This is a genomic window from Bartonella vaga, from assembly GCF_037070895.1.
Lineage (GTDB): Bacteria > Pseudomonadota > Alphaproteobacteria > Rhizobiales > Rhizobiaceae > Bartonella.
In genome coordinates this window covers 21,108-40,034 of the sequence record NZ_JAYMZK010000003.1, presented here as the reverse complement: position 1 = coordinate 40,034, position 18,927 = coordinate 21,108, and the positions used below count along the sequence as shown (strand labels likewise).

Genomic DNA, 18,927 nt, shown 5'->3' with positions numbered 1-18,927 from the left:
GCCATGAATAAAATTATCACATGAAAATTTATAACTTATCATCCCATTTCCTTAAACTACATCAAAAAAATAATTGCGCTCCTAAATATCCAATCTTAAAGCGCGAACACTCTCCCTCCCTCATTAACGTAATTAAATTAAACAGTTGGTGAAGCATAAAAATATCTTTTTTCAAAAACATACCGCGATTAAAATCATCTAACCTTTTAAAAACTAAATATAAAACAATACCTTAACCTTAAACAGTAGGTAATATGATAAGAAAAAATCGGAGCAAAAAATACCAATTTTTCAGATATCATCTTTCTAGAAAGACACTATCTTCAAAAAACATCACGCCTGACAAGAGAGCACATAATTAAACATACATCTTCCACTAACAAAAATAAAATCCACCACACTTGCCTCGCACAAAAACATAGCTGAAGATAAACTTTTCTTAAACTGCGACTTTTACCACCGCTTTGGGCATCCAAAAAATTCACAATAATACCAATATCCTTAGATTCAATGGAAAATATTAAAGATTTAACTAAGCATTACAGCAGATAAAAAACCTTTCTCGCTTCCGCCTACTTCTTTAGAAGACAAAACTCACACATATAACAAACCACTATTAGAGGAAAGCTATCAGATAATAAAGCATCATACACATATTCTAAGTAATTGAGCATAATTTTTCATTATGGTTTTTTAATTTTTTACTTAATTAACAATCACTTGAAAACAGAACATCTGGCCAAGATAACTCATGACCATACTTCAAAAATAGAACAGCATATACACGAATAAGCCCAAAATTTAACGACAAAAACACCCTTCAATATGATCATTAACAATCCCTATTGCCTGCATAAAAGCGTAACAAGTAATCGGCCCCACAAATATCCAACCACGTTTTTTTAAATCTGTCGCAAGACGCACAGAAGAAGGCGTCATAGGATTATCCCGCAATATTTGAAAATTTACCTTTTCATGACGCTCAGACTGCGGTGGCTGAAAAGACCAAAAATAATGAGACAAGCTGCCCCATTCCGCAACGATTTCCGTTGCTTTTACGGCATTATTAATCACTGATAGAATTTTTCCTTTATGACGAACAATGTCTTTATTTTGCATTAATATTTTCACCTTTACTTTATCGTAGTGGGTAATTTTTTCAAAGTCAAAGTGATCAAACGCATTTCTAAAAGAGGAGATTTTTTTTAAAATTGTTAACCAAGAAAGTCCTGCTTGAAAACTTTCAAGGCAGATCTTCTCAAATAAACAGCGATCATCAAAAACAGGCTTGCCCCATTCATTATCATGATAAGCACAATAAAGCGGATCAGTTCCTGCCCACGAACAACGAACCTTTCCATCTGCCCCCATAAGAAGCCCTTCACTAAGCACTACATTTACCTCACTAAAAGAGTGTGTCTTGACCATCTTGTTTTGATTTTATTCGTTTAGATTTTAGAGATCGACCGGAAACATGATTTTGTGTTGAAACACTAATTTCACCGTCAAAAAAACGCAATTTTATTGATCCTGTTTTTGGAAGTTTTACTAACCGTTTAATAGGTTTATCATTTTGCTCCAAAGCCAAAACAAAACCACGCTCTAAAATACTTTGGTATGAAGCACTTCTTAAAAGTCTGAATGATAACTCTGCCTGAGCACGTTGTTTTTCAACGCTGCGCAAAAAAGCACGATGGAGACGGATAGTATATTCTATGGTATTTTGCTTGGCATGTTCAACATTTAATAATCGTAGCGAAAAACGTGCACCAACCGCATAAAAACAAAAACGTTGTTTATCAAAACTTACGTGAAGAGCACGCTGCAATCGACTTGAAATTTCATCAAAACCACGCCGTGGTAGAGAAAAAAGTTGGTCGACAGTTAAAAGTCCTCGGGTCACAGCACGCAATTTTTGTTGATGAAAATCAAAATAACGCGCTAACCCTTTGCGTAAACGTGCACCAAGCGAGGCCACTTCCACTTCGAGATCAAACTTAACGGGAACAGCCTTTTCTGCTGCGCCTGTAGGAGTTGGAGCGCGCCAGTCAGCGACATAATCAATCAAAGTCCAATCCGTTTCATGCCCAACAGCAGAGATAACCGGAAGTGTAGATGCATAAACAGCACGAACAACAGCTTCGTCATTAAATCCCCACAAATCTTCTAAACTTCCTCCTCCCCGTGCAACAATAATAAGATCAGGTTTAGGAATAATACCTCCTAAAGGAAGAGCATTAAAACCTTCAACAGCATCAGCCACTTCCCTCCCACTTGTCTCCCCTTGAACACGCACAGGCCAAACCAAAATATGTAATGGAAAACGATCTGATATACGATGAATAATATCGCGAATGACAGCACCTGTTGGCGATGTCACAACGCCTATAACTCTGGGCATATAAGGCAAAGGTTTCTTCTTGGACTCATCAAATAAACCCTCATCTGCGAGCTTCTTCTTGCGATTTTCTAACAGCGTCATTAAAGCGCCAACCCCTGTTGGTTCAAGTGCTTCAATGATAATTTGGTATTTTGATGACCTCAGATAAGTGGTAAGTTTTCCAACAGCGATTACTTCCATTCCTTCTTCCGGAGGGAATTTAAGCTTTTCCATAACGCTGCGCCAAATAACAGCCTCCAACCGCGCCTTATCATCTTTTAAAGCAAAGTAGGCATGCCCTGAAGCATGAGCACCACGATAGCCTGATATTTCCCCACGTATCCGCACATAATCAAACTTTTCTTCAACAATACGCTTTAGAGCTCCTGCTATTTCAGAAACACTAAATTCTGCAACGTTCGTTGCACCTACTTTTTCACCAAAAAAATTCATCATTTTTCAATTCACAGAAGTTGAAATATTCACTCTTTTAACATGTACACAAACACATCTTTGATTAGAATGACATGCTTCTCTAAAATAGAATGTCTTGAAATGACATTCTATACACAACATATTAACTTCTTTAAAGAGGCCTTCGACGCGCTAAAAATCGCCCTTATCATCTCGAACCTTTATAATTGTCTCTTGGAAAATTCTTAGAAAAAAGAATGCCCAACAAGTTAATGAAAGAAACACTATGAAAATATCTCGAAAAATGGCAACAGAACTCGAACGCGCTTCAGAAACAGCCACAGAGGTTACTCCAGCCTTAAAAGGCCGTAAACTCGAAAAAAAAGTGAGAAAAAACAAATAGCGGAAAAAAATCTTTTCTCTATAATAATGGCACCATCACAATTACGCAACGGGAATGCTATATGTTTAAAGATATGTCAAAATCAACAATATGCCCAACTCTTTTTATGCATTTTCCAAGTGTGTAATACAAAATTTTGTATGCATAACAATAAAATTTTTTAAATATCTAGGGAAAAAGGGGTTTGTAATTCTTACAATCCTTTCTACATGACTCCGGTGGAAATAATCATTTTTATGCCTATTTTTTCTTTTTTACGTATTCTTATAAAAATAACGCTGTAGCATTTTATTTTCACTAATCTTTTCTAAAAATCAAGCGGCATAAAAAGCCTGTAGTAACAGCCACAATCACCGCAACAATACCATATAAAAAACCATATTTGTGAGCTGCTTGAAAAATTGTATAAGCTATATGTGCTTTGACAATTTCAAGAGTCGTGCTTGCACTATCGATAAATTTTCCATCACGAAAAAGATAAGCACGAGCCTTATAATGTCCAACGGGAATATTTGCCGGCAAACGAAAATGTGCTGTAAAAAGTGTACCAGAACCAAAACGAACACCGCCCACTTCCTCATTATAAAGGTTTTTGGCCCTTTGCAATTTTATAAGTTCATCGCGAAAAATTTGTATTTTCTTCTGATCCTGTTCATTCGTCTGCGGCAACAAATGGGATAATCCTAAACCTAAGCGTTTATAAGTCGCAACGCTAGTAATAGCATCAATCTCACGCGTTGTAACAACATAATAAAAGAGAGGAACATTTTCAAAAACAAGAGAATCTGCGTTAACCCAAACTCCAGCATTACGTTTTTTTTCTCGTATAACCATAGGCCGGGTTTGTCCCTCTAAACTAACCACAATATCATAACCATTCTGTCGAGAGTATAATGGATCTACATTTTCCAAAACACCAGCAATATAAAGATCACAACCTTCGAAATGTGTATCGACCGTAACCCTATTTGTTGTGACGATAATTTGGATAGTTTCGTGATTAACTTGATCAATGAATGCAGCTTTTGCACCAACATATGCCCACGTAGGAAAAGAGACTACGAAAAAGCAAGCAGAAATGATCCATAAAGAAAATAATCTACCCATTTTTATCTCATAAGAATATCCAGAGAAAAAAGATTATCAGGGCGCACAAATAACTGAAAAGCAAGACGCATACACATAATCAACACTAAAAATGCAAGCGCCATACGCAATTGTTCAGCTTTTAACTTTCGTCCAGCCCGTGCTCCATATTGCGCACCAATACTTCCTCCAAGCATCAGCAAAAAAGCCAAAACAATATCAACAGACTGATTAGTCACACTTTGCAAAACGGTGGTAAAAGAGGATACAAATGTAATCTGAAAAAGTGAAGTTCCGATCACCACACTTGTTGGAACACGCAGCAGATAAATCAGTGCTGGTATCGTAAAGAACCCCCCACTAATTCCCATAATAGAAGATAGCAACCCAACAATTAATCCAATCCCTAAAACTGGAATAATACTGACATACAGCTTTGATGCCCGAAAACGCATTTTAAACGGCAAGCGATGGATCCAATTATGCCTGCCGGCAAGACGAATATTGACTTTTTCCGCCTTGCGCTGACGCACCATATCACACCAACTTTCAATAATCATCAAACTTCCTATGCTCCCAAGAAGAATCACATAAAGAAGCGAAATTATTAAGTCTAATTGACCTAATTTTTTCAGGAAAGAAAAAATCTGGATCCCGATAAAAGAACCAGTTCCCCCTCCAATGGCTAAAAGAATACCAAGTTTTACGTCAAGAGTGCGTCTTCTAAAATGTGTAATCGCCCCCGCCACCGATGCTGCAATCATCTGGGTGGCTCCCGTTCCAACAGCAATAACAGGAGGAATATTATAAAAAATCAATAAAGGTGTGATAATAAAACCACCACCAATCCCAAAAAGACCTGAAAAAAAACCAGCAATGATTCCCATACCAATCAAGATCAGCATATTGAGCGACATTTCAGCAATTGGTAAATAAATACTCACTTACAGAACCTTCAAGATAATTGAGTTTTCTAGATAATTTGAGAGGCTTCTCTCCAATAGTCTTTCTTGCGTTTTCAAAAGGACAATTTTAGCTGCTGGGCATAGCATCTTGGCAAAATGAGAAACACGCAATACTCTACATTTATTAACTTAATATCATAAAATTTAAAAAAACGAACTCCTATTAAAAATTCATGAGAGATAACGCTATTGCTGCCATAAAGACAATGATTAAAAAATAAAGAAAAATTTTTTTAACAAGATAACGTGAAAAAAAGGAAAATCCTATAGACTCTGTACTTAAGGAAGGAGACTGATCATCCCCAATGCTATGACCAACTGCTTGAACATCAGAGCATTTTTTTTCTACTGCAGAGCGCTCCACAGAATCCTTAATGTTTTTAAAAGAAGGCTTCATGGCATTTATGTGCAAAGTGCCTGTACCCTCTTCTAGCACATTATTCTTAGCATGTGTTGAAATTGGAGTTATATTGTTTTGTGCTGAAAAGTTTTGTGCCTCTTGAAACGAAGCTCGTTCTTGATTGCCCTCACATTCCATATGAGCAAGGTGCTGCACAACAGAATCAGAAGGTTTTAGACGAAGCGTACGCCGGGTTACCGACGCTTCTTCTAGGATTTTTTTTTCGCTATGCAGACTTTGAACAAGAGTTTTAATCTGCTCTAAATATTCAAAAAGCTTTTTTTCTTTTTGGCAGCGTGTATAGTGCTCAACCAAAATTGCCCGACTAATGTCATCTAAGTAAGATTTTAAATTCTCTTCTATTATAGAGCTTTGCGACGTTAAATGGCGAGGCGAATACTTCATTTGCATTTGTGCATAAACAGAGCGTAATCTTTTAGCAATGTCCGACATCGTTACTTCAATCGGCGTATCCGCCTTCTCCTTTTGCTCAACAGCAAAAAAAGAAGACTTATCATTCTTCATCTGCTTTGTAGTATGACTCTTCGTATTCAAAAGCTCTACCCCTCATTGTATTTAACAACACTACGCCTCATTAATGTTTGCAAAAAATTGCAATGAATTAAGAAATGTGCCCTATTTTAGTAAATAGAGCTTTAAGAATTTCTAAAAATATTTAAAAAAGCGACATTTAAATTTGTTGCTCTCAAGGTTTTAATCAGAACATCACTTCTTTGTTTTTTCAGCATTTTGCCATGACATGAAATAGCTATTGCTCCCATTATAAGTTGAGCATGTGCAACAAAAAATAATATCTTCATAACCTACACTACTGTTTTTACTTTTTGTTCAAGCAAAGAAAGCAATTATTAACGTAAAAAAAGAAGCATAATACAATGTATATTAGAAATAACGATAAAAGAGTACCAACAAATGTGAGAAAGCTTATATAATGAGAAAACCAGCTATAAGTACAATTTAGTTCTAAACGATTTGGTTTCTTGTGGTTATTATTATAAACTTGTAACCATACAAATAAGGAGGATCATCATGAAGATAATTGTCGCTGTCAAACGTGTTGTTGATTATAACATCAAAATACGCGTCAAACCAGATAGCACAGGTGTTGATCTTTCCCATGTAAAAATGTCTATGAACCCTTTTGATGAAATCGCCGTGGAAGAAGCAATTCGCCAGAAAGAATCTGGAAAAGTTTCAGAAGTTGTTGTTGTTTCAATTGGGCCTGAAGCAGCACAAGAAACCTTACGCACAGGACTTGCAATGGGCGCCGATCGCGCTATCCTTGTCACAACGGAAAAAGTACTTGAACCCTTAGTAATTGCTAAGATTCTGAAAGTTATCGTTCACGAAGAAAAGCCAGATATGGTCTTTTTAGGAAAGCAAGCCATTGATGACGATAGCAATCAAACTGGACAAATGCTAGCAGCTCTTCTTGGTTGGGGACAAGCAACTTTTGTCTCATGTCTCAACATAGAAAATGGACACGCTGTTGTTACTCGCGAAGTAGATGATGGCACACAAACTCTTTCTCTACCCCTTCCCATAGTTATGACCGCTGATCTACGGTTAAATGAACCGCGTTACATTTCATTGCCAAATATCATGAAGGCAAAAAAGAAATCTATTGAAAAAAAAGCACTTGCTGATCTTGGTATAGATACGCGAACACGTCTAACAGTCTTGAGCGTTGCAGAGCCAAAACCCCGCAAATCTGGTACCAAAGTGGCTAATGTAACAGAGCTTGTCAATGCACTAAAGCAAAAAAATCACATTTAAGCTCTATAACCAAGGCATAAAATTAAAGAGGTAAAAACTTATGGCAATTCTTTTGTTAGCCGCACATAATACCGAAGAAACTGCAAAAACACTCACCGCAGCTCAAGAAATAAGCGATACTGTCGATATTTTAGTTTGTGGAACAAAGATTCAACAACTTTCTGAAAACTGTGCCAAACTCACTGGGGTGCGACAAGTCCTCATCGCGGAAGCTGATTATTTAGCACAGCAACTAGCCGAACCTATGGCAAATACAATTGTTAAGTTAGCTATTGATTATGATGTAATCATGGCTCCATCTACCAGTAGCGGCAAAAATGTGATGCCACGCGTAGCTGCTCTTCTTGATCTTATGCAAATTTCAGACATTATTGCCGTTCTTGCACCCGATACTTTCAAACGACCAATTTATGCAGGGAATGCAGTTGAAACTGTACGTAGTAACGACCATAAAAAAGTTATAACAGTTCGTACAGCCTCTTTCAGACCGGCCCCTTTCCAAAATAACTCTGCCCCCATTAAAACAATAATGCCAGCCCCCAATCCAAACCTTTCTACTTTCATAAAAGCAGAAACAAGCAAAAGCAATCGCCCCGATCTTACTTCGGCACGTGTTATTATATCAGGCGGACGTGGTCTTGGTTCACGAGAGCAGTTTATGGCGTGCCTTTTACCCCTTGCAAACAAACTTAAAGCTGCCTTAGGTGCTAGCCGCGCAGCAGTTGATGCAGGCTATGCTCCAAATGATTGGCAAATTGGACAAACAGGAAAAGTTGTTGCCCCCGAGCTTTACATTGCCGTCGGCATTTCCGGTGCAATTCAGCATCTAGCCGGTATAATGGATGCACAAGTTATTGTAGCCATTAATAAAGATGAAGAAGCCCCTATCATGCAAATTGCTGATTATGCTCTTATAGGCGATCTTCACGAAATTATTCCGGAATTAGAGAGAGCTTTATAAGCCATGAATTTACCTTTGCATAACCAACGTGAAAGTATGGAGTTTGACATAGTGATTGTCGGAGCAGGACCTGCAGGACTTTCTGCGGCAATTCGCTTAAAACAAATTAATCCTGAACTTTCTATTACAATCATTGAAAAAGGCGCTGAAGTCGGTGCTCACATTCTCTCTGGTGCAGTTATTGACCCTATCGGCATTGATACCCTCTTACCAGAATGGAAAAATGAGCACAATCACCCATTCAAAACGCCTGTCACCAGTGACCAATTTTTTTTTCTAAAGCCAAAACACGCCACAAGATTTCCCAATATATTTCGTCCAAAAATTTTATCAAATGATGGTTGCTATATAGCATCACTTGGAGATGTTTGCCGCTGGCTTAGCAAAAAAGCAGAAGCACTCGGCGTTGAGATTTATCCTGGTTTTTCTGTATCGCACACAATACAAAACGATAAAGGAGCTATCATCGGTGTTCTCACAGATGATATGGGGCTAAAAAAAGATGGAACCCCTGGAGAAAATTATATGCCAGGAATGGTTTTACTGGCAAAATATACTCTAATTGCCGAAGGGGCGCGTGGCTCAATTGCAAAACAGCTGATACAAAAATTTGACCTCAGTCAAGGCCGCGAACCACAAAAATTTGGTATCGGCATTAAAGAGCTCTGGAAGGTTTATAATACAAAGCATAAGCCAGGTTTAGTTCAACATTTTACCGGATGGCCACTAGATAATAATACTGGTGGTGGAGGTTTTCTTTACCACCAAGAAAACAATTTAATTTCTGTTGGTCTCGTTGTACACTTGGACTATAAAAATCCTTACCTCTCTCCCTTTGAAGAATTTCAACGTTTTAAAACGCATCCCAAATTATATGAAATCCTCAAAGACGCAAAACGCCTTGCTTACGGTGCTCGCGTTATCAGCGAAGGTGGGTGGCAGTCTGTACCAAAACTTACCTTTCCCGGTGGAGCACTCATTGGCTGTGCTGCTGGTTTTGTTAATGTCCCTCGTATCAAAGGATCACACAATGCTGTATTATCTGGCATATTGGCAGCTAATAAAATCGCCACAGCTCTTGCACAAGGTCGCGCTCATGATGAAGTCGAAGAAATAGAAGAACAATGGCGAAAAGGTCCTATTGGCAAAGATCTTTATAAAGCACGCAACGTCAAACCACTCTGGGAAAAATTCGGCACAAAATATGGAATTAAGCTTGCCGGCTTTGATATGTGGTGGCAACAGTTGTTTGGATTTTCCTTATTTAAAACACTCTCTCACGGAAAAGAAGATTATGCATGTCTTGAACCAGCAGAAAAATTTCAACCCATTGCTTATCCAAAGCCAGACGGTATTGTAACCTTTGATCGCCTTTCTAGTGTTGCGCTTTCAAATACACGCCATGAAGAAAACCAACCTTGCCATTTAAAAATAGCTTCATTAGAAAAACAAAAAGACTCAGAATACGCAATCTATGGAGGACCTTCCACACGCTATTGCCCTGCCGCAGTCTACGAGTGGCTAAGTCATAATGATCACAAAACCTATGTTATTAACGCCTCGAACTGCATACATTGTAAAACCTGCGACATAAAAGATCCTAATCAGAATATAAATTGGACTTGTCCGCAAGGCGGTGAGGGACCACTCTATCTCCATATGTAATTTTGTTCATTATACTAAAATTAGGACTCACAAAATTTAATCGATAAAAGCGCGTTCTTTCAAAACAGGATCTCGTTCTATATCTTCAATGCATGCGTTTTTCCACAATATGAAAATGAAACACCTTAAACCGTTACTTCTGCCATAAAATACTTTTACGAATACATAACTTTTTTCATTAAAAGCAATCCATAAAATTCTGTTATTAAAAAACTTTTTATATATAAAAATCGCAGCAATAACTAAAATGCTTTACCGTTTCAATTCAGTTTTATAACATTCAAAAGCATTTATGGTACTATTTTTAAAATAATGAAAAAATACCTACGCCTTTGCTTTTCTCATCCTTTCCACCACGAAAACAGCATGCCATTATGCTGCTCATTCGCCAACTTACTTTAGAAAAAATCTCTACAAGGTTCAAAATCTATTTTTTAGCACTTTTTATGAATGCTATAATACAAAATCTATTTAGTACTCCTATCTTTAAATTTATGAAGGTGTGAAAGCGTTATTATTCTATTTACCAATTCCCAGTTTTTACTCTTGCTCTTGCATCAAGTCAGTTTATAAGAGGCATATATTTTATCTCCCTCTTACATGATTTATTCATATGTTGCTCTATCTTGTGACATAAAAGAAAACGTTTTTTTATCCAGAATACAAAATATTAAAAAAGCTTGCGGTATTCAGTGCTTTCACTCAAGTTAAGAGAAAGACTTATCCTTATAAATCAATCTATTACTATAGAAAATCCTGAATATCACGCTGTTCGCTCTTCAATATATGGTAGATAATTTTGTAAATCTGTATTCACACAAGACTAAACGAACACAACAATATCATTCTCATGGAGATCAGAAGAAAATATTGTGGGCAAGAATTTTTAATTCGTAAACGAAGCATTCATTTTTTGTAAAGTGGTCTCAAGCGCCGTTATCAAAGCTTTCCTTCCCCCTTGGCGAGAAAAACAATTTGACAAAAATTCATTTGTTCCCCCCTTCGTTGAAAACTCTTTCTCAAGCAGTGAGAAATCAAGAGATTCTTGAGAATCAGTAGCTATAATTTTGCGCATTTCATCCGTTAGATTTCCAAACATCATAGTAAGAAACCTTGCCAACTGCTGTTCTTTTAATCCTTTTTCAACAAACCATTGATGTGCTGTTCCTATAAAATTAAAATAAATTCCCATTAACGAACCAGCAGTCATAAAAAGGTTAAACTGATCTTCCGCATCCAACACTACGACACCGCCCAAAGCCTCAAATACAGTATGTAAAAATGGATGATCAGGATAAATTGGCGTTAGATTTTTGCATTCTGCAACAAAAGGAAGTGGAACAGCACGATAAACCTTATGATTAATCCACTCTTCAACTTCTGCTGCTTTTGCCATAGCAAGCACAGAAACAACAAGCTGTTCTGGACGAAATCGCAGAGGACGTAAAATCTCTTCTGCAATTTGATTGGGCAAACATAAAAAAACACAATCACTCACATCAAGTACAGCTTGATTATCTTCAGCAATTGTAACTTTATCATATTTATACGAAAGGTGTTCTGCTATTTGCGCATTGCGTGGTGAAACAATAATTGAAAGAACATCTACAGTGCTCGCCATTAAGCCATCTACTATTGAAGCGCTAATAGTACCTGTTCCCAAAAAACCAATTTTCATTTCCATTCCTCGCTCTTATAATTTTTAATGGAGTCGAATTAGTACTTTAGTTATTTTAACTAATATAAATACTAATTGAAAAAGCAAAATATAATACAGGAAGAATAATCAATCCCAAATAGATTTTAGGCTTATAAAGAAAAACTGCTAAAGCAGAAAACCAACCGACAAGAACAACCGCTAACCCTGATTATTTACGAGCACAATGTTCGTTGCCATGAGCCCACCAATAACTAACACTCCAAAAACAATCAATAAACCAGTTATAAATTTTTCCATAATTATTCATATTTTTCTTCTGATAACCCCCAACCTATTATGCGTTATGCACTTTTATTTAAATTACACATACATCATAAAGGGCTTTTTACCCACCATGGCGAATAATATAGAACTCTTTATTTATCAGATGTAAAAAAGGCTGGAATATGGTGCGGCCAACGCCAAGGTAATATTGCAATAAAGTCAAAGCGTATAGATAAGAGAGAATGATCTTTTTGTCGCGCTAACCAAATATCAGCCGCTGCTTCAATGCGCCTCTCACTCATCCGAGAAACCGCAACCATTGCTTCAGCCAATGTTGGGCGTGCTTTTACTTCAACCATTAAAACAAGATTTCCACGCCGTGCAATTAAATCAATTTCACCACATTTTGTTTTAAAGCGAATTTTCAAAATGCGAAACCCCTTGAAACGTAACCACCAAGCCGCCAATTTCTCTGCACGAACTCCTTTATGAAAAGACTCACGCTTTTTTTGCATAATTTTATGCACCTTTTAAAAAAATCAATCTCTGAAAAAGTTCTTGCTTTCTGAAACCCGTTTTTTTTGCCACCATTGCTGCTGCTTTTGCCGTAGAATGTGAACTTGCCAATTCTAATAACATTTCATCAATTTCTTGATCGCTCATTACTTTCATAGGGGTGAGCGCCGCTCCAACAACCACAACAATTTCCCCGTGGATTCGTGGCTGATTTCCATAATTTTCAAGCAAATTTCCTAAATTAGAAACATCCACTGTTTCAAATTTTTTTGTTAATTCACGACATATTGCAGCAGGTCGATCTGCTGAAAAAGCCAAAATCATATCCTGCAAAGTTTCAACGAGACGATAAGGCGATTCATAAAAAACCAAAGTTGCAGGAATATCTTTTAATTGTTCTAACCTTCTTTGACGCTGTGCCTTACGCGCACTCAAAAAACCTGCAAAGAAAAAGCTATCTGTGGGAAGTCCTGTCGCCACTAAAGCAGCTAACAAAGCTGATGCACCAGGAATTGGAAAGATTTTATAACCTTCTTCACGTGCTTGCTCTACTAATTTAAAACCAGGATCAGAAATAAGTGGTGTTCCAGCATCTGAAACAAGCGCTACAGTTTTATTTTGTGACAAAGCCGCTAATAACTTCAATCCTGCTCTTCGTTCATTATGTTCATGATAAATAAATGTTTTTTTCTGAATACCATAGCGCTCCAACAAAATACGCGTCACTCGCGTATCCTCACATGCTAAAATATCAACTCCTGCAAGCACTTGCAAAGCACGAAGAGTAATATCTGCAAGATTTCCGATAGGCGTTGCCACAAGATAAAGCCCTGGTTCTATAACCGGTGCAGAATAAACATGAGAGCCTATAAAATACGCTTTTTCACTCATATCCTTCCTTCATAATCAAACAGTCCCTTGACATGAGATCCTACCAATACCTTTACCCATAATCATCATTCAGACATTTCTGCCAATTTTTTATCTCTACCAAAAGATCATAGCTTGAATAATCAGTCTTACAAAAAAGATGCACTGCCCTTGCAGCCAACGCCTGCTTTGGTATCATAACCCGCTTTGATCATCATCATTACCTTCAACAGAGTGAATTTCTGATGTGATAAACACCATATCAACACAAATCACTCTCTTGAATAGCAGAAACAGTTGCTGCATCATTTTTGTATTAGCGTGAATTGTCAGCATAGAAAGACCCAATCTGTAATATTTTACACAACCTTTGCAAGGATATAATCAATATCCAGAAATTTCATATCAAAAGATATCATTTTCTGTTCTGAGCTTAAACGAGATCTTTAATCAATCTCATACCACCAGCAAAAGCCAATTGACAGCCTATTTTATCAAAACGGACATTATCATCCAATTGCATGATCAATTTTTCCGTTTTCTTGACATCTGGAGCACCTAATCCAACGATGAGCTGCTCATTTTCTGGCAACTCCCATAAAACAATCCTTTATGTTTTTGATGATCGCATATTAGTAAAAGCTGTAAAAAACGCAGATTTAAAAAAAGTTGTGTTTAACTTGATCAATTATTGTACGATAAAGCTTAGCATGTTCTTCATTGGGCTTAGCAACAAAAATTGGTACACCATCATCTGAAGAAGAGCGCAATGCGATATCGAGCGGAACTTCTGCTAAAAAAGGGATGCCCTGGCGTTCAGCTTCTGCACGTGCACCACCATAACCAAAAATATCATAACGCTTTCGCGTATCAGGAGCAATAAAATAACTCATATTCTCAATGAGCCCTAAAATAGGAACACCAACTTTTATAAACATTTCTATCGCTTTACGAGCATCAACCAAAGCCAGATCCTGCGGAGTAGAAACAACTAGGGCCCCCGTTAACTGCACTTGTTGCGCAAGCGTTAATTGTGCATCTCCTGTACCTGGCGGCATATCAACCACTAACACATCAAGAGGCTCCCATAAAACGTCTCTTAGCAATTGTGTTACAGCTGCCATCACCATAGGACCACGCCAGACCACAGGTTTTTCTTCTCCAACCAAAAATCCCATCGACATCAATTTAAGACCAAATTTTTCAAGCGGTTGAAGCTTTTTTTCACCAATCAGTTGTGGTTTTTTATTAACAAGTCCTGCCAAACGAGGCAAAGACGGACCATAGATATCTGCATCCATTACCCCTGTTTTGAACCCAGAATCTTGTAAAGCTAATGCAATATTTATTGCCATAGTCGATTTGCCAACCCCCCCCTTTCCAGAAGCAACCGCAATGACATGCCGCACACCTTTTATTGCGGTTTTCATAGGCAATCCACCGACTTTACGTTTTGGTGCAGAAACAACTGCATCTTTTTGCACCTGAGGAGATACCTTCGATTTTTTTTCTGCAGTCAGTGTAACTACAACAGATTCAACCCCATCCAAAGCATATACAGCTTCTTCAGCAGCACGGCGCAATGATTCCCATTCTTGCACACGCCCATCTGGAACAGTGATGGAAAAAAAAACCTTTCCGTGAATAATCAATATTTCTGAAAGAAGCCCCAATGATGCAATATCGCTTTCAAAATCCGATCCTTTGACTTTATGCAACGCATTGCGGACAGCCTCACTTGTGATAGGATTCACGCTCTTTCCTCTCGATACAGATTCTAAAAAATACAGTTATAATGGCACAAAACACTTCAACTTAAATGCCTGAAGTTTCCCATTTTACAAAATTGTAAGAATATAAATATTTTATATATTATCTCTTTTTAAATGCTAAACCAACCTCAAATAAAAACCTCGAACATAAATCTTGTATCAAATTCCATTAAATACGCTTATCGTATAATCACTTTATGACTATCTTTAAAAGGCATCAAGCAAAGAAAAATTAATAAACTCCTCATGCTTAAAAGTACGTTTTAAACCATAATCATACAACCAAAAATCACGATTACTTTTTCACTCTGTTTAAGGCCTTAGTCATTCACTTGTATTACAAAAAAGATAACTGTAAACTGAAGCATTGTAACCAATAATTATTTTCTTTAAGTTTTTAAATGATACAAACAAAACGTACATACATTGGAGTTTTTTGTATCCTCAAAAGTCAAAGAGAAAAATAATCTGAGATTGACTTTTTTTATATTTTTCCTTATGGGTTAGCAGTCATATGATAGATAAGACCGTTCATCCAGTGTATAACTGCCCATAAAATTTAAGAAGGGCCGCACTCTGCGGTATTTAATAAATGAAACGTACTTACCAACCCTCTAAACTTGTCCGTAAACGCCGCCATGGATTTCGTGCACGTATGGCAACAGCTAGTGGCCGTAAAATTATTGCTGCAAGGCGTGCTCGTGGACGTAAGCGGTTGTCCGCTTAACATTAAATTTTCACAACAGTTGAATATTGTCCATCATCTCTTCGTTGTGAAACTTTCGTTATGAACTTTTGGTGCCTGCTTTTGCAGGCATTTAATAAGATTGTGAAACGCTCTTTATGAAGAAAACCCCTCCTTTCCGCATTCGCAAGAGAGCGGATTTTTTGGCTGTGCGCACAGGAGAAAAACGACGTGGACCTTTATTTTTGCTCGAAGTTAAATCCCATGAACAAACAGCAAAAACAAAATCTCCCCTTGTTGCGCGCGTAGGCTTTACTGTTACACGTAAAAACGGCAATGCCGTTAAACGCAATCGTATTAAAAGACGTCTACGCGAAGCAGTAAGGGTTGGTTTAACAGACAATATGGAGGCAGGAACAGATTATGTGATTGTCGCACATTCTGATGTGCTTCATGTGCCTTTTACATCTTTAATCAATGAATTAAACCGAAGAATAAAACAAAAAACAAAACATCAGAAACGTTCAACAGGGTAGTATGGATGGAATATAACCGCAATTTCTTTATCGCCATTGGATTGTCTTTTTTAGTGCTTATCACGTGGCAATTTCTTTATGTTGCTCCTAAACAAGCTGAATTACAAAAAAAACAAGCAATTGCACAACAGCTATCAAAACAGCAGTCAGCACTTTCTACTCCGGCTACAAATTTTTTAAAAGATGAATCAGCGTACGGATCAACATCTATCATTAATCGCCCAATGAATCATGAAACCAGAAGTGCTGTATTGGCTCAAACAAACCGTATTGCTATCCAAACAAATGAACTTGAAGGTTCCATTAATCTTGTTGGAGCACAATTTGATGATCTTCTTCTCAAAAAATATCGCGTGGTAGTAGATAAAGATTCACCGGAAATTGCTTTATTAAACCCAAAAGGATTCACAACAACCTACCTCGCTGAATTTGGTTTTGCAAGTTCGTCTTTACCAGCAAAGGCCTTGCCACAATCCGATACATTATGGCAAATAGAAGGCAAAAATACAACACTGACCCCCTCAACACCTGTTACTTTAATCTACGATAATGGACAAGGACAAATCTTCCGTCGCATCCTTTCTGTTGATGATCACTACATGTTTACCATTGAGGATTCTATTAGCAATAAGGGGGATAAACCAATATATCTCTCACCTTATGCCCGCGTCGCACGTGCAGCTCCACCAGAAGATACCAATGCAACCTATTTGCTTCATGAAGGCATGATAGGTATTGCAGGTGATTCACTTAAAACTGAAAAATATAAAACATTAGCCGATCTTGATCCTAATCCTAGTAATGGGCAAAAAAGTATAAATTTCTCTAAAGCAAAAGGAGGCTGGATTGGCATTACCGATAAATACTGGGCTGTAGCGGTTATTCCTCCACAAGACAAAGAATATACAAGCCGGTTTATTTATTTTGACCGTTTGCAGACGCATTATCAGTCTGACATGTTAGGTACACTTTTAACTATTGTTCCAAACGAAACAAAAACCGTTACAAATCATCTTTTTGCTGGGGCAAAACAAGTTGAAATCATCAATCACTATCAAAATGATCTGAAAATTAAGAAATTTGCTCTTTTAATCGATTGGGGGTGGTTTGATTTCATTACCAAACCAATGTTTTCTATTATTGACATTCTTTATAAGCAAACAGGAAATTTTGGTGTCGCCATTCTTCTTGTCACAGTGCTATTAAAAACACTGCTCTTTCCGCTAGCAAATAAATCCTACAAATCTATGGCGCGTATGAAGCTTATACAACCAATGTTGCTAGAAATAAAAGAAAAGTATTCAGATGATCGCACCAAACAACAACAGGCAATAATAGAACTATATAAGACCAAAAAAATTAATCCTCTTGCAGGTTGTTGGCCAACGTTTATTCAATTTCCAATATTCTTTGCTCTCTATAAAGTTCTGTATATCACCATAGAAATGCGGCATGCACCTTTCTTTGGCTGGATTAAAGATTTAGCAGCACCTGATCCCACGTCCCTTTTTAATTTGTTTGGCCTCTTACCGTACACAACTCCAGCATTTCTTACGGTTGGTGTATGGCCTTTAATTATGGGAATAACAATGTTTCTACAAATGCGTATGAATCCAGCCCCTCAAGATCAAACGCAAGCCATGATCTTCACGTGGATGCCAATCATTTTTACTTTTATGCTCGCTTCCTTCCCTGTTGGTCTTGTAATTTATTGGGCATGGAACAACATATTATCGATGATTCAGCAAGGTATCATAATGAAACGTCAGGGAGTGAAAATTGAGCTTTTTGATAATCTGAAAGCCATGTGGCAAAGATCACCTAAAAAAGAAGTGCATGAATGACAAAATATCCATCTTTTTCTGGAATTTTTTCTCGTAATTGGATTTTTATTCGTAGTGTGCCAACAATACGCTTTCTTCCACCCGAAGGACCATCAGAGATTGCATTTGCAGGACGCTCCAATGTTGGAAAGTCATCTTTGATCAATGCACTCGTCCAACAAAAAGGCTTGGCACGCACCTCAAATACTCCAGGGCGAACCCAGGCACTTAATTACTTTATACCTGATGGTTTTAGTGGAGAACAAGGAGATCTTCCCCCGATGGCACTCGTAGATATGCCAGGTTATGGTTTTGCCGAAGCTCCTAAAAATCTGGTTGATGCATGGACAGATTTAATTTTTAGCTATTTACGAGGTCGCACAACACTAAAACGTGTTTATATCTTGATTGATTCGCGTCATGGTATCAAAAAAAATGATGCAGACGTTTTAGATCTTCTTGATAGAGCCGCCGCCTCTTATCAAGTTGTTTTAACTAAGAGTGATAAAATAAAATCAAGCGCCCTTGAAAAATTAATAACAACCACAAAAATGAAGCTTTTCAAACGTCCGGCAGCTTATCCTGAACTTCTTGTGACATCTTCAGAAAAAGCATTAGGTTTGGAGGAATTACGTGCTGCCATTTTACAAACGATTGCAGTATAGAATGCATTTCTGTATTAATAATTTATTAAACATAATTTCTAGCTACTACTAATAATCTTGCACTT

16 protein-coding genes and 2 pseudogenes are annotated in these 18,927 nt (G+C 37.4%); 7 read left to right on the top strand and 11 right to left on the bottom strand.

What is annotated here, in order from left to right:
• Positions 1–801: 801 nt before the first annotated feature.
• The 5 genes from WCP76_RS02985 to WCP76_RS02965 all read right to left on the bottom strand — a co-directional run bounded on the left by WCP76_RS02985 (position 802) and on the right by WCP76_RS02965 (position 6,203).
• Complete coding sequence (locus WCP76_RS02985; RefSeq protein ID WP_336294209.1) at positions 802–1,428, bottom strand: DNA-3-methyladenine glycosylase I; 627 nt, start codon at positions 1,426–1,428, stop codon at positions 802–804.
• The gene (gene xseA, locus WCP76_RS02980) at positions 1,406–2,833 is read right to left on the bottom strand and encodes an exodeoxyribonuclease VII large subunit (RefSeq protein ID WP_336294320.1); all 1,428 of its coding nucleotides are present in this window, start codon (positions 2,831–2,833) and stop codon (positions 1,406–1,408) included. The genes WCP76_RS02985 and xseA overlap by 23 nt, the downstream gene beginning before the upstream one ends.
• Positions 2,834–3,494: 661 nt before the next feature.
• Complete coding sequence (locus WCP76_RS02975) at positions 3,495–4,304, bottom strand: TIGR02186 family protein (RefSeq protein ID WP_336294208.1); 810 nt, start codon at positions 4,302–4,304, stop codon at positions 3,495–3,497.
• Between the two features lie 2 nt (positions 4,305–4,306).
• Positions 4,307–5,227 (bottom strand): sulfite exporter TauE/SafE family protein, encoded by a 921-nt coding sequence (locus WCP76_RS02970; protein ID WP_336294207.1) that lies wholly within the window; start codon positions 5,225–5,227, stop codon positions 4,307–4,309.
• Between the two features lie 184 nt (positions 5,228–5,411).
• Positions 5,412–6,203 carry a hypothetical protein gene (locus WCP76_RS02965; protein WP_336294206.1) on the bottom strand — a complete coding sequence of 264 codons (792 nt, stop codon included), beginning with the start codon at positions 6,201–6,203 and terminating at the stop codon, positions 5,412–5,414.
• A gap of 495 nt (positions 6,204–6,698) precedes the next feature.
• Here WCP76_RS02965 and WCP76_RS02960 point away from each other — a divergent pair, with 495 nt between their 5' ends.
• Genes WCP76_RS02960 through WCP76_RS02950 form a run of 3 tightly spaced genes read left to right on the top strand, consistent with a single transcriptional unit; the run spans position 6,699 to position 10,071 of the window.
• Positions 6,699–7,445, top strand: a complete 747-nt coding sequence (locus WCP76_RS02960) for an electron transfer flavoprotein subunit beta/FixA family protein (RefSeq protein WP_336294205.1) — start codon at positions 6,699–6,701, stop codon at positions 7,443–7,445.
• Positions 7,446–7,485: 40 nt separating this feature from the next.
• Positions 7,486–8,406 carry an electron transfer flavoprotein subunit alpha/FixB family protein gene (locus WCP76_RS02955; RefSeq protein WP_336294204.1) on the top strand — a complete coding sequence of 307 codons (921 nt, stop codon included), beginning with the start codon at positions 7,486–7,488 and terminating at the stop codon, positions 8,404–8,406.
• Positions 8,407–8,409: 3 nt separating this feature from the next.
• Complete coding sequence (locus WCP76_RS02950) at positions 8,410–10,071, top strand: electron transfer flavoprotein-ubiquinone oxidoreductase (RefSeq protein ID WP_336294203.1); 1,662 nt, start codon at positions 8,410–8,412, stop codon at positions 10,069–10,071.
• An 886-nt stretch (positions 10,072–10,957) separates the two neighbouring features.
• Here WCP76_RS02950 and WCP76_RS02945 read toward each other — a convergent pair.
• The 6 genes and pseudogenes from WCP76_RS02945 to WCP76_RS02920 form a co-directional block, all read right to left on the bottom strand.
• Positions 10,958–11,749, bottom strand: a complete 792-nt coding sequence (locus tag WCP76_RS02945) for a pyrroline-5-carboxylate reductase (RefSeq protein WP_336294202.1) — start codon at positions 11,747–11,749, stop codon at positions 10,958–10,960.
• Between the two features lie 55 nt (positions 11,750–11,804).
• Positions 11,805–12,028, bottom strand: a pseudogene (locus WCP76_RS02940) (hypothetical protein).
• A 119-nt stretch (positions 12,029–12,147) separates the two neighbouring features.
• On the bottom strand, positions 12,148–12,510 hold the full coding sequence (locus tag WCP76_RS02935) for a YraN family protein (RefSeq protein ID WP_336294201.1): 363 nt from the start codon (positions 12,508–12,510) through the stop codon (positions 12,148–12,150).
• A gap of 4 nt (positions 12,511–12,514) precedes the next feature.
• On the bottom strand, positions 12,515–13,402 hold the full coding sequence (gene rsmI, locus WCP76_RS02930; protein ID WP_336294200.1) for a 16S rRNA (cytidine(1402)-2'-O)-methyltransferase: 888 nt from the start codon (positions 13,400–13,402) through the stop codon (positions 12,515–12,517).
• Between the two features lie 412 nt (positions 13,403–13,814).
• A complete protein-coding gene (locus tag WCP76_RS02925; RefSeq protein WP_336294199.1) occupies positions 13,815–13,973 on the bottom strand; it encodes a beta/alpha barrel domain-containing protein in 159 nt (52 codons plus the stop codon).
• 67 nt (positions 13,974–14,040) lie between these two features.
• On the bottom strand, positions 14,041–15,135 hold the full coding sequence (locus WCP76_RS02920) for an Mrp/NBP35 family ATP-binding protein (RefSeq protein WP_336294198.1): 1,095 nt from the start codon (positions 15,133–15,135) through the stop codon (positions 14,041–14,043).
• A 610-nt stretch (positions 15,136–15,745) separates the two neighbouring features.
• Here WCP76_RS02920 and rpmH point away from each other — a divergent pair.
• The 4 genes and pseudogenes from rpmH (at position 15,746) to yihA (ending at position 18,862) form a co-directional block, all read left to right on the top strand.
• Complete coding sequence (gene rpmH / locus WCP76_RS02915; RefSeq protein WP_208436117.1) at positions 15,746–15,880, top strand: 50S ribosomal protein L34; 135 nt, start codon at positions 15,746–15,748, stop codon at positions 15,878–15,880.
• Positions 15,881–15,996: 116 nt separating this feature from the next.
• Positions 15,997–16,390: pseudogene (gene rnpA, locus WCP76_RS02910) on the top strand (ribonuclease P protein component).
• Complete coding sequence (yidC, locus tag WCP76_RS02905; RefSeq protein WP_336294196.1) at positions 16,380–18,218, top strand: membrane protein insertase YidC; 1,839 nt, start codon at positions 16,380–16,382, stop codon at positions 18,216–18,218. The pseudogene rnpA and the gene yidC overlap by 11 nt, the downstream one beginning before the upstream one ends.
• The gene (yihA, locus tag WCP76_RS02900; protein ID WP_336294195.1) at positions 18,215–18,862 is read left to right on the top strand and encodes a ribosome biogenesis GTP-binding protein YihA/YsxC; all 648 of its coding nucleotides are present in this window, start codon (positions 18,215–18,217) and stop codon (positions 18,860–18,862) included. Before yidC ends, yihA begins: the two co-directional genes overlap by 4 nt.
• The last annotated feature ends 65 nt before the right edge of the window (positions 18,863–18,927 follow it).